The following is a 13,757-nucleotide window of genomic DNA, read 5'->3' as shown; positions in this document are numbered from 1 at the left end:
GGAAACAACAAAAGAAGAAGAGCAACCAAGTACTGAGGAAGCAACAAAAGAAGAAGAGCAACCAAGTACTGAGGAAACAACAAAAGAAGAAGAGCAACCAAGTACTGAGGAAACAACAAAAGAAGAAGAGCAACCAAGTACTGAGGAAGCAACAAAAGAAGAAGAGCAACCAAGTACTGAGGAAACAACAAAAGAAGAAGAGCAACCAAGTACTGAGGAAGCAACAAAAGAAGAGCAATCAAGTACTGAGGAAGCAACAAAAGAAGAAGAGCAACCAAGTACTGGCACATCTGACAATAATGCAGACATTTCACAAGTGAAAGATGAAGAAACAGCTGCTACATATTATAAAGATGCTGCGAATGTTTCTGATGAAAAAGCGCAAGAAGTCATTAGTGATTTAGATTTAGATACAGAAAACATGAGTGAAGAAGAATTGCAACTTGCTTTAATTCAAGATTTAGCGAACAAGCAAAAAGAAAGCCAACCATTAGCAACAGCATTAAGAGCTGCTACACCTCGCGATAGTGAATCAATTAACGTTGCCTCAAATGAACTTATCAATACAATGGCGGTATCATCAAATGAACTTATTGATGCTGATGCTATTGCTTCAGGAAAGATTAAAAAAGGTTCTGATTTCCAAACTACAAAAGGTATCGTAAGTGGATGGTTAGATGTTGCTACAAACAACTATAGTCCAGGTATTAATGGCTCACGCACAGCATTAAATGACTATAAAGTTTATTTACAATGGATTGATAAAGACGGAACGGTATCTCCAGTATATCAAGCCTCAACACATGATTTAGGTGGTACAAGAGCTGGGCAAGGCGGTAATGGAACATACGCGTTTGATATAGGGGAAGGTTGGACAGATGCTAATGGTGTGTTGCATAAACCTAATTTCCAATCAGTATCAAAGCAAAAATATAAAATGTGGCTAGCACCAGGTCAAGAATCAGAAAATGGAAATGAATATTTTACTTATAGAAAACAACCTGGAAATTCAACAGGGTTTTCTGGTGCTGTAGTACCAACAGGTGAATTTATTCTAGCAGGTCATAGTATGCAAAGAACAGCTATTTATGTATATGAAAAGCCTAGCAATGTAACAATGACAGCACCTGAATCTGAATGGAAATACGATGATAAAGGTCCAGATAAAAACCCTAGTTACCTACCAGATTCAGTAAACAAGAAAGACCGTTATGCTGTGAGCGGTAAAGTTTGGTGGGAAACATCAACTGCTGGGACAACTTATCCTACTTCAGCTGGAGAATCATTTGTAGATCAAACTTTAGAAGAAGCTAAAAATGGTTTTAGAGTAGTTACAAGTGTGTTAACTCCAGAAGGCAAACAAGCACTTTCAAGTACAAATGATATAGATGATGTAAATGAACGAATTAAAGCACAACAAGAATTAATCAAAACAAATCCAGAATATATTCAACAAACAGTGGTCGCGCCAATTGTAGATGGTGAATATACTGCTAGATTTGATGACAAATTTGATGTTAACTATATGTACCAATACGTTATGGATAAAGATGGTAATGTAGTTCCTGGTTATACCGGTTATTCTTCACCTGTGTTCACTTCACCTAATGATTATGCAAGTTCAGTACCATTTATTTCAGCTAATAATTCGTATGCTTATAACGTTCACTTTGCTTTAGTGGCAGATCCAGCTAAATATGAAATTGATATTACTAATTTTGATGTAATTGACAATATAGCTCATCCAGGTGATACAGCGGTGAGTAATGTAAGCTCAATGTATTATCCAGGAGAAAATACTGAAATAGTATGGTTAGATACAACTGGTGAAGAACCAGTAGAACTTTCAAGAACTACAGTAAATAATAAAGAAGAAGCAGAGCAAGCAGCACAATATACAGTTCCTGAAGATATTGATAGTAGAAAAACATATACTGTTCAATTAGTTGTTAATGGTAATGTAATCGGGGCAGATTCATTTGCTGCTGACGATATCGTACAACCTGAAATTGATGCAATTGATGATCAAACAGTTGTTGAAGGTAATCCGATAACAGAGATTACTGTAAATACTAATAAACCTGATTCAGGTGTTAGTGTAGAAGGGTTACCAGAAGGTGTAACATATGATCCTGAAACGGGAGTTATTTCTGGTACACCAATCGTAGATGATTGGAAAGATAATTGGGATCCAAACAATCCATCAGCAAGCACATTTGAAGAAGAGCGTGATTTCCCAGTAACAGTTTCATTAACTGATGAAAATGGTACAACTACAAGTGAAGACTTTGTTATTAAAGTTCAAAGAGATACTGATAAAGATGGTAATCCAGATATCAATGACAATGATGATGATGGTGATGGTATACCAGATGATAATGAGATTGATGAATCAACAAATCCTAAAGATCCATCAAGCCATTTAGGTGATAATGATCGTTATGAACCAGAAACAGAAGGTGTAACAAAAGATCATGGAACACCAACAACAGAAGAAGATGTGACAGGATCAGTAACAGTTCCAGGATATCCAAGTGAAGGAGAACAACCAACAATCACAGTGGATGACCCAAGTCAATTACCAGATGGTCAAACATCAGGAACAACAGATGTAGATGTGACAGTGGAATATCCAGATGGAACAAAAGATCATATTACAGTTCCAGTCACAGTAGGTGATCAAGCAGATAATGATGCTTACGAACCAGAAACAGAAGGTGTAACAAAAGATCATGGAACACCAACAACAGAAGAAGATGTGACAGGATCAGTAACAGTTCCAGGATATCCAAGTGAAGGAGAACAACCAACAATCACAGTGGATGACCCAAGTCAATTACCAGATGGTCAAACATCAGGAACAACAGATGTAGATGTGACAGTGGAATATCCAGATGGAACAAAAGATCATATTACAGTTCCAGTCACAGTAGGTGAAGAAACACAAGCAAATACAAATAACCCTGGTTATGATAACGTTACGGTAAAACCTGGGGATACAATCAATGTTCCTCAAACAGGTGATAATACAATGCCGGATGGTTCTGAATATGAAATTGATACTACTAAGATCCCTTCAGGATGGGAAGTAACAGTAGATCATAATACTGGTGAATTGACTGTCAAACCATCTAAAGATGCAGTGCCAGGAACATCTGTAATTATCCCAGTAACAGTAACATATCCTGATGGTTCTACAGAAGAAGCATCAACAACAGTTACGGTAGGTGACGTTATTGATATTCCAGCACCAACAGTTAATCCAGTGGATGATAATGATATTATAGTAACAGGATCAAATGGTACACCAGGAAATACAATTGTGGTTACATTCCCAGATGGTACTACTTCAGAAGGTGAAATCGATAAAGATGGTAATTGGACAGTGGATATCCCAGAGGGCATAGACTTAGATAAAGGTGACATAATAACTGCAGTTGAAAAAGATGAGGATGGTAACGTATCTACTCCAACAAATGTTGTTATAGGTGAAAATTGCGATAATCCATCAGATGGCAATAATGCAGGAGATGGAGAAGACAATAATCCATCAGACGACAATAATGCAGGAGATGGAGAAGACAATAATCCATCAGACGACAATAATGCAGGAGATGGAGAAGACAATAATCCATCAGATGGCAATAATGCAGGAGATGGAGAAGACAATAATCCATCAGATGGCAATAATGCAGGAGATGGAGAAGACAATAATCCATCAGACGACAATAATGCAGGAGATGGAGAAGAAGGCAATTCATCAAATAGCGATAATTCAGTCCAAAAAGAGGAAAGTGGTGTAACTGATGATAATGCCACTACAGGTTCAAGTAATCAAGTATCAGATTTAAATGAAGGTAGTAATACTTCAAATAATACTGATAACAAAGGTAATAATGAAGATAAGGCTTTACCTGAAACTGGTGAAAGTGATAGTAAGCAAGGTACTATCTTTGGAGCATTGTTTGCGGGATTAGGATCATTATTATTATTCAGAAGACGTAATAAAAAAGATGAAAAGTAATAGTGAATATGAAAAGCTAGGTGATTTGCCTAGCTTTTCTTTTTATTTATAAAATAATGGTTTTAAGAATATAATGAAGTAGTGCTATTTAAAATTGATAATTGAATACTTCTATACATATATATAGAAATTAAAAATAGCGATATGTATTCAGTGATTTAGTAGAAATTAAATTACATAAATTTATATGTTAGTATTTTTATAGTTTTTTGTATGTCTTTTAATTAAATTGTAGAATATATTAACTATTTATGATACAATAAAATAGTAGTTTATTTAAGTATAAGCTACTCTCAAATAAACTTATCACGGCCACCCTTGAGGTGGCTATTTTTATATACTTTTATACTAATATAAAGAAACTTTTTTCATATTATAGACTGAGCTTTTGATATTCTTTAAGAGATGAAAGGTAATAACTGTGAAGCATTTAATTGTTTATATCAATATAGATTTATGAAAATTGAAAAGGGAGTAACATAATGATAAAAAAGTTGTTAACTTGGATGCTGTGCCAATAGAAAAGATTTCAAATATATAGCTTAATTCTAATTTAGATGTGATAACTTTATAAAACGTGATTATTGGGTTGATAATCTAGATAAAGTGAAAAAATGCTTCCAGATTCAACAATTTACGTATATTATGTTGATAACCAAATCGCTGCATTTGGTGACTTATATGAACAATACATTGCAGGCATTTTATCACAGAAAAGTACCGTAATAAAGGTATAGAAAGGTTAATACTTGAAAGTTTAAAAAATGATTATAATTTACATGTATATGAGAAAAATGAAGGTGCTATCTATTTTTATACCAACACCATTTTGAAATAAAATCTAAGGAATTTGAAGCAGAAACTCAAGAATATGAGTATTTTATGGAATAGCATAGTTATTGAAGTCACATAAATAACATTAATTAATGCTATTTAAAAGAAGTAACAGATTATATACTCTTTCAAACCATGCGATTTGAAAGAATTTTTTGTATATATTATAAGCATAGATATTAGGCGTAAAGTATTTATAAAAACAATATATCATTTTATCATACTGTACGAAAAACCCATTGATAAAAAACCACATCACTACCTGATACGCAGAGCCATATAATAAATAAACGAAAAAGTCGTCCAATTTAAATGTATAAATCGGACGACTTTTCATTTAGGTTAAGTCATATAAATGATAATCTAGACCCTTATCAATAAGTAGCTTTTGTCTGTACTTTTTAAGCCTGATATTTTTTGTTTCTTAAACATTTATTCATTATCCAATACTATTGTCATTTGGATATAGTTTGCTAAATTGTCGATGAAATATATGGGTTTTACCAATTTTTCATATTTGGACTATTTCTAATTTTTGTTGATTACAATTTGATATAGAAATTATTTTGAACCTTCTTGTACTTTTTCAACTTCAGCTAAGTAATTTGCTAATTGTTCATAAAGACCTAAAATCATATCTGGTTTAATTCTAGTATCTGAAAGGTCCCAGCCTACGAGGTCCATATGATCCCAGTTTTTAAGTGTAGGCATAACTCCCCAAACACCTAATTCTGGCGTACTATCAAATGTTGTCTCTTTATGAGGTTTGTTAAATGGATATAAGCCTGATTTAAGTGGAACTGGACCGTCACCTTTTCTCCAACTTTCTGGGTGTTGTCTTCCAACTAGATTAGCTAATAATTTAAATGGTGCAAACATGTGTAAATTGCCACGTTGACGATTGTTAATTGTTTTATGTGTGTCTTCGGCAGTGATGGATGTATAGGCTACGTCTTTACTTAAAGTTAGTCGGTCATTGATTCTCTTAGAGCCTTCGATTGAACCGTCTGTAAAGCTTGTGTCTTCCGTTTTCCAAACTTTGTTACCTCTTACACGTTTTAAATATTGAAGGTATGATTCATCATCGCGTTGTTTTAGACCCCAAGGTTCAAGTCCATAATCTGCTTTCGTATATTTATTACTTGTATGTTTTAAGATATCGAAAAATAGTTTTCTAACTAATGGTTTATTACCTAATTTGTCTGAAATAAATGTACCATTATGTGGTGTCGCAACAGTTGTTACAGAGGAAACCATATTATCATTTCCACCTTTAAATATTGTTGGTAATTCACCACCATGTTTTTTCTGATAATCAATTTCTTCTGAAACACCGTTTCTAAGCATATCTTCTAATACTTGGATTGTTTGTCCACCGAAACTATGACCTACTAGGTGCACTTTCTTACCTGGTTCCCATTCTGGATAAATGCCTTCGTAAGTTTTCCCATATCTATCATGACCAAATTTTTCAGCATGGTAAGCACCATAATCTACGGTACCACCTTTAATATAATAGTATAACTCAAGCGCACGATCGTAATCACTACCGAATGGACTCATGCCGCCTTCTCGCACGTCATAACCTTGTTTGTTTAATTCTTTATCTAAATCTACTTTATTACCGCCCCAATATGGAGGTAAAACGGCTGGTTTTGACTCATCTGGATATCCAGAAAAACCATGTGCAAGTATAATTGGATATTTATTCTTTTTTACTACCCCTTGATTACCTTTTGGAATTGTAGGGTGATAGTTGTCTTCTTTAATATTTTCTTTATTATCAGCTGATTCTTTGTTTGTAGCCTCTTTTTTTAGCTCTGAAGCTTTATTTTCAGTCTTCTCTTTTGAATTTGGGTCTTGTTTATCATAATCAGCAGCATTGTTGTCATTCTCATCTTCTGAATTTGAGTCTTGTTTATTAGATTCAGGAGCGCTGTCGTCAGTCTTCTCTTTTGAATTTGGGTCTTGTTTATCATAATCAGCAGCATTGTTGTCATTCTCATCTTCTGAATTTGAGTCTTGTTTATTAGATTCAGGAGCGCTGTTGTTATTCTCATCTTCTGAATTTGAATCTTGTTTATCATAATCAGCAGCATTGTTGTCATTCTCATCTTCTGAATTTGAGTCTTGCTTATTAGATTCAGGAGCGTTGTTGTCATTCTCATCTTCTGAAGTTGAGTCTTGCTTATTAGATTCAGGAGCGTTGTTGTTATTCTCATCTTCTGAATTTGAATCTTGTTTATCAGATTCAGTAACATTGTTGTCGTTCACAGCTTCTGAGTTCGAATCTTGTTCTTTAGGTTCAGAAGTATTGTTGTCAGTCTCAGTTTCTACATCAGAAGTTTGTTTATTAGATTCAACAGAAGTGTTGTTATTCTCATCTTCTAAATTTGAGTCTTGATTATCAGAATCAGTAGTCTTGTTGTCATTTACAGATTCAGCGTTTGAAACTTGATTTTCAGATTGTGAAATCTTGTTTTCGTTTTCATTGTTTGGAACTTGTTCATCTGAATTATCAGCATTGTTTACATTTTCTAGTTCAGTGTTTGGAGTTTGTGTTTTTGAATTAGAGGAATTGTTTTCATTTTCTAGTTCAGTGTTTGGGGCTTTTGCATCTGAATTAGAAGTATTGTTTTTTTCTAACTCAGTGATGGGACTTTGTGCTTTTACATTAACTGCTTGGGTACTATCTACGTTTTGATTTTCGCTACTTGAGTTATGTATTTCCTTTTCATCTGCTGAAGCTTGTGAAGCAGCACTTAGTGATACAAATAAAATGGATGTCGTAGTCAGTGATGCTAGTGGTAAAATAAATTTACTTTTTAAATTCATAAAATCCTCCTCTAGTATATTTAATTACATTTACATTTTAATATAAAAGGAAAATAATAGTTTGAAATTCCCTGTAATGGAATATTTCCTTCCTATTTGTAATTATATTCTTAATTTTTTGCTGATTTTAACACTTAGATCATAAAAATTGTTTAGAAAATTGAAGAATTTTATTTTCCTTTAAATAACGTTTAGCCATATTTTGACTTGCATAATGTCTAAATTAGGCACATAATATGTCCCGAATCTGTTAATAATTAACGATATAGAATGAATGAGATTTCTGGAGGCGATGCAAATGCAGAAAAATATTTATATTATAGGTTCTGGATTGAGCGGCTTAGTAGCAGCGACTGAATTATTAAAAAAAGGATACAAGGTGGCTATGCTAGATCAAGAGCCACGTCAAGCTATGGGTGGTCAGGCATATTGGTCTTTTGGAGGGTTATTTTTAGTAAATTCTAAAATACAACGTCGTTTAGGTGTGAAAGATTCGTATGAACTTGCACTGAATGATTGGTTTGGTACTGCTCAATTTGACCGACTTGAGACTGAAGATTATTGGTCAAAAAAATGGGCAGAGGCTTATGTACATTTTGCTGCTTATGAGAAGGAAGCATATTTAAAATCGATGGGAATAAAATTAACACCGATGTTAGGTTGGGCTGAGCGTGGCGGTTCATTAGCTAGTGGTCATGGGAATTCTGTTCCTCGCTTTCACATTACATGGGGTACAGGACCTGGACTAATCAATCCATTTATTGATTATGTATTAAAAAAGGAAAAAGAAGGTCAATTTAGATTTTTATCACGCCATCAAGTAACACATATTGATATTCAAAATAATCAAATCAAAGGCATTTCAGGTAATATACTTGAACCAAGTGATGTTAACCGAGGTGAGCCTTCTTCTCGAAAAATCGTAGAGACATTTGCTTATGATGTTGATGATTTGGTTATTTCTACAGGTGGTATAGGGGCTAATCATGATATGATCAAAAAAAATTGGCCGAAGCGTTTAGGTCCGCCACCTAACTATATGATTCAAGGTGTACCAGATTCTACAGATGGTAAAATGATTGAACTCACTGAAACTTTAGGTGTAAATATTGTTAATAAAGATCGTATGTGGCATTATACTGAAGGCATTCATAACCATTCGCCAATCTGGACGAACCATGGTATTCGTATTATTCCTGGCCCTTCTTCAATATGGTTAGATGCGAAAGGAAATCGCATGTCTGCACCTGATTTCCCAGGATTTGATACTTTACATTCATTAGAAACGATAACTAAAACTGGCTATGACTATTCTTGGTTTGTATTAACAGAGGATATCATTAAAAAAGAATTCGCTTTGTCTGGGTCTGAACAAAACCCAGACATAACAAATAAGGATATTAAACTTTTAATAAAAGAGCGTTTGAAAAGCAATGTCACAGGCCCTGTAAATGCCTTTTTAGAAAAAGGTGAAGATTTTGTTGTAGCAGATAATTTGGAGACATTGGTAGAAAGAATGAATCAATTAACGAAAGAAGATTTGTTAGATTATCATCAGATTAAAGAAGCAATAGAGAGTAGGGATTTACAGATAAATAATAAATTTATGAAGGATCCTCAAGTTGCTTCTATTCATAATGCACGTAAGTTTTTAGGAGATAGATTTATTCGAACTGCGAAACCACATAAGATATTGGATAAAAATAAATTAATTGCGGTTAAGTTACATCTAATTAGTAGAAAAACGTTAGGGGGCATTCAAACCAATTTGGATGGTCAAGCATTTAATCAACAAAATCAGTTAATTGAAGGTCTTTATGCTGCTGGGGAAGCGTCTGGCTTTGGTGGTGGAGGCGTGCATGGCTACCGTGCATTAGAAGGTACATTTTTAGGCGGATGTATATTTAGTGGTATTCGCGTTGCTAAAGGTATAAGTAAGTCAAAATAAGATGATTGATTGATTTAGTTAAGTTTATCTTATTATGATAAGCTTAGAATATAAATAAAGATAATCTAGAATTACGTTTATATATCGATAATTTGAAAAAGAGTCTGGGACATCAATAGAAGTCTCAGACTCTCATTGTATATAGGTAATAGATGACATTAGTTAAAATCTTACTTTTGTTACTTTTCAACCAAAGTAAGATTTGTAGGCATATAATTATGAAACCTTTAATAAAGTAATCTTGTATTAGAATATATACGATAGGTTTGTTTATATGCGCATAACATCTATAATGAATACAAGATAAAAAATAGATGGTTAATTCAATGTGTAGGGCAATAGTCTTAATTGAAGGAAAGAAGGTTTTTTATGTTTCTAGCGTGGAATGAAATAAAACGGAATAAGCTGAAGTTTAGTTTGATTATTGGTGTGTTAATTATGATTAGTTACTTACTTTTTTTGCTTTCTGGGTTAGCCAGTGGCTTAATCAATATGAATAGAGAAGGTGTTGATAAATGGCATGCCGATGCTATCATATTAAACAACGATGCCAATCAGACCGTTGAACAATCTTTATTTAATGAAGAAGATGTAAAAGATACATATAAAAAGCAAACAACGCTAAAACAGGCAGGTGTCATTGTGTCTAACGGGAATGTTGAAGAAAATGCATTGCTATTTGGTGTTACTGATAACTCTTTTTTAATACCCAAAATGATTGAAGGAAAAAAATTCACTTCAAATAATGAAGTGATTGCAGATGAAACATTAAAAGAGAAAAATTTTAAAATTGGCGATAAACTTTCTTTGTCACAATCAGATGAAATATTAAAAATTGTAGGTTTTAGTGAAAGTGCCAAATATAACGCTTCACCAGTGCTTTTTGCCAATAATGATACGATTGCGAAAATCAATCCATCATTAGCTAAGACTAAGACAAATGCGGTAGTTGTAAAGGACAAGGATTGGAAAGACAAGGATTTAAATAACAATTTAGAAGCAATTGGAATAGAAAGATTCGTTAAAAACTTGCCAGGTTACCAGGCGCAAAATTTAACATTAAACTTTATGATTTCATTTTTATTTGTTATTTCTGCAACGGTAATTGGTATATTTTTATATGTGATTACTTTACAAAAAACAAACTTATTTGGTGTGTTAAAGGCACAAGGATTCACGAACGGTTACTTAGCAAAAGTTGTATTATCACAAACATTCATTATTGCATTGATTGGAACAATTATTGGTCTGCTATTAACACTTGTTACAGGTTTATTCTTGCCGAGTGCCGTGCCTATTAAATTTAGTGCAGTAACACTTATTGTCTACGGTATTGTACTTATTATTGTTTCATTAATCGGTAGTCTATTCTCTATATTAACGATAAGAAAAGTAGATCCACTCAAAGCGATTGGATAAAGTAAGGGGTATATCAAATGCTAGAATTTAAAGATGTGACGAAATATTTTCAAGATGGCAATCAAAAAATAGAGGCTGTAAAACCTACAACGCTAGAGTTTAATCAAAATGAACTTATTGCAATTATCGGACCGTCGGGTTCAGGAAAAAGTACTTTTCTAACAATGGCTGGTGCCCTACAAACACCAAGCTCCGGAGAGATTATAATTAATGATAGAGAAGTCTCACGGATGTCTCAAAAAGCATTAGCGCATACTAGAATGCAAGAAATTGGTTTTATACTTCAAGCGACAAACCTTGTACCTTTTTTGACAGTTAAACAACAATTTAAATTATTAAAAAAGCAAAAGAAAGATGTATTGACAACAGAGGAATATAATCAACTGATTTCACAATTAAATCTTGAAGTGGTTGAAAATAAACTTCCAAGCGAAATATCAGGTGGGCAAAAACAACGTGTCGCGATAGCCAAAGCTTTATATACTAAACCGTCTATTATTTTGGCAGATGAACCTACTGCTTCACTCGATACGAAGAACGCTATGGAAGTTATGAAGATTCTACAAGAACAGACCCAAGAGAAAAATAAAACATGCATTGTTGTCACTCATGACGAGCGCTTAACTTCATATTGTGACAAAATATATCACATGAAAGATGGCATAATGAAAAGATCTTAATTGATAATGAATATTTGTGGTTTAAAAACTGCAGAGGAAAATAATTTATCAATTATAATGAAAGAAAAAGATTGAACAAATGAATTTAGAGTAATTTTCTTAGTTATCTTTCGTCACGCTTTTTCCTGGATTATATATTGTTATTTATAAATCGCTCTATATTAGACCATGCATGTTTTGATTCGGGAAGCCAAGGTGCAAGTACATAAAATGTATGAAACATACCAGGATAAGTAATTAACTGAGCTTGTCCACCACTTTGATTTACTTTTCGAGCGATAGTTTGACTATCACTTAATAACATTTCGTCTGCCCCCGTTTGAATTAACATCGGTGGCATATCTTTATAGTTACCGAATGCTGGTGAAACATATGGATCTGTTAATTGATCTTTCCGTGCATACGGTATATTAATATTTGTTGTTTCTTTTGTAGGTGGTTGGTTTGAACCAAAAATCACATCTTTATGGAAATTTTTCCTATAGGACTTGCCTTCTGCCGATAAATCAGTCCATGGTGATGATAAAATTAACATTTTCGGTAACGGTTGATGATTGTCTTGTAATTTTAAGGTGAGTGCTAATGCTAATCCGCCACCAGCCGAGTCACCAGCTATAATAATATCTTTAGGCTGATAACCTTGATTAAGTAACCAATGATAACCATCTATGACGTCATTTAAAGCAGTAGGATACTTAAATTTAGGTGCTACTCTGTAATCAATTGAAAACACAGGTGAACTTTTACTAGCTTGAGCGTATTTTAAAGCCGTTTTGTTATACATTTTGGAAAAACCATTAATGTAGCCGCCACCGTGAATTTGATAAATAATGTGATGCTGATTTGATTGTTGAGCATGTTTTTTAAGTAAATATCCTTTTACAGCACCAACCGAATACATTTTATTACTATAGCCTTTCGGTGGTGTCCAAGTTTTCCAATTGTAATTATTATTTTGTGAATTTGTACTAGAACTGTCACTATTTGATAGGTCTCTGGTCAAGAATTTTAATGTGCCAGCAGTTAAATTCCCACTAAAAGAAACATCTTGTCTGATACGTCCAGTATTTAAAATAATGAGTAATAACACGATGATACTAATCCATATCCATATATAATGCCACCCTGCAATCCATTTAAAATAGAAATTAAGTACCAAACTTATAAATATAATTCCCACTAGAAGATACGCCCAGTAATGCGCATGTAGTATTTTTAGTAGCAAAATTTCTATGATACAAATAATTAATGTGACAAGACTAAATCCAATTAAAGCGATGATATGATTCATATAGATAACACCCTGAGAGTATATTTTAAACAATTTAATTGTTAACTATACTATACACGCTTAAAGTAATTAAAGGCTAGTACTTTGAAAACGCTGTTTGGTGAGAGCATAATCAAAAGGAAAAGTATCATTCATAGGGGTAGATATTGAGGAAGGATCAGGAAAGTTTTAATGAAAATAATGCAAATTAAGAAATAAAAGAAATTGTGTCTAAAATATGAGCAAACATCTTGAAAAAATTAAAATACGTATTATAATTTAAAGTGTAAACTAATTGAAAGCGCTTCTTAAGTAGAAAAGGTGAGCTAAAATAGATATACGAAAAAAAGAGCAAGCTTTTGCAAATCTTGTTCGGGCCTATCGTAAACAATATGTTGCTAAAGGACCTGAAAAAATCGAAGTAGATTTTAAAGGAAACTGGGCAATAGCGTTTATGACTGGCGCGTTGAGTAAAGTAGAAAACTTTTACTTACGCGATGAACGTAATGAAGAAATGGTACGTCATGCACGGACACAAGAAGTGAAAAATCTATATGACGAAATTAATACCGACGAAATGGAAAAATTGGTCGGAGCCAATTATGTAAAGTTATTTACAGATGTTGATTTTACTGATGATGAAGTAGTGTCAATATTTGTTTTCGATAAATCAATAGAATAAGCGTGCTGGTGTAAGGTACCTGGTGCTGTTTGCTAACTACGCTTGAATAATCATTTATTCAAGGG

The 13,757-nt window shown here is 33.4% G+C and carries 7 protein-coding genes; 5 read left to right on the top strand and 2 right to left on the bottom strand.

Translation table 11 applies throughout. From position 1 onward, the window contains the following. Window positions 1-4,024 (top strand): Rib/alpha-like domain-containing protein (locus BJS11_RS09190; protein ID WP_070014085.1); only part of this gene is annotated, 4,024 nt, incomplete at its 5' end. A gap of 1,395 nt (window positions 4,025-5,419) precedes the next feature. On the opposite strand, the gene BJS11_RS09185 is transcribed toward BJS11_RS09190, so the two are convergent. Continuing rightward, complete coding sequence (locus tag BJS11_RS09185; protein ID WP_069995828.1) at window positions 5,420-7,693, bottom strand: esterase/lipase family protein; 2,274 nt, start codon at window positions 7,691-7,693, stop codon at window positions 5,420-5,422. 298 nt (window positions 7,694-7,991) lie between these two features. Here BJS11_RS09185 and BJS11_RS09180 point away from each other — a divergent pair, with 298 nt between their 5' ends. The 3 genes from BJS11_RS09180 (at window position 7,992) to BJS11_RS09170 (ending at window position 11,740) form a co-directional block, all read left to right on the top strand. Then, on the top strand, window positions 7,992-9,641 hold the full coding sequence (locus tag BJS11_RS09180) for an FAD-binding dehydrogenase (protein ID WP_069995829.1): 1,650 nt from the start codon (window positions 7,992-7,994) through the stop codon (window positions 9,639-9,641). Window positions 9,642-10,010: 369 nt separating this feature from the next. Next, window positions 10,011-11,060 (top strand): ABC transporter permease, encoded by a 1,050-nt coding sequence (locus tag BJS11_RS09175; protein WP_069995830.1) that lies wholly within the window; start codon window positions 10,011-10,013, stop codon window positions 11,058-11,060. Window positions 11,061-11,077: 17 nt separating this feature from the next. Next, entirely contained in the window at window positions 11,078-11,740 is a 663-nt protein-coding gene (locus BJS11_RS09170) for an ABC transporter ATP-binding protein (RefSeq protein ID WP_069995831.1), read from the top strand. Window positions 11,741-11,870: 130 nt separating this feature from the next. Here the strand turns inward: BJS11_RS09170 and BJS11_RS09165 are convergent, their stop codons facing one another. Next, complete coding sequence (locus BJS11_RS09165) at window positions 11,871-13,031, bottom strand: alpha/beta hydrolase (RefSeq protein ID WP_069995832.1); 1,161 nt, start codon at window positions 13,029-13,031, stop codon at window positions 11,871-11,873. A 310-nt stretch (window positions 13,032-13,341) separates the two neighbouring features. On the opposite strand from BJS11_RS09165, the gene BJS11_RS09160 reads away from it, so the two are divergent. Further along, window positions 13,342-13,692 carry a Na-translocating system protein MpsC family protein gene (locus tag BJS11_RS09160; RefSeq protein WP_069995833.1) on the top strand — a complete coding sequence of 117 codons (351 nt, stop codon included), beginning with the start codon at window positions 13,342-13,344 and terminating at the stop codon, window positions 13,690-13,692. Window positions 13,693-13,757: the final 65 nt, after the last annotated feature.

The sequence above is a fragment of the Staphylococcus caeli genome, assembly GCF_900097965.1.
GTDB lineage: Bacteria > Bacillota > Bacilli > Staphylococcales > Staphylococcaceae > Staphylococcus > Staphylococcus caeli.
This window is presented reverse-complemented; position numbering and strand designations above follow the sequence as displayed.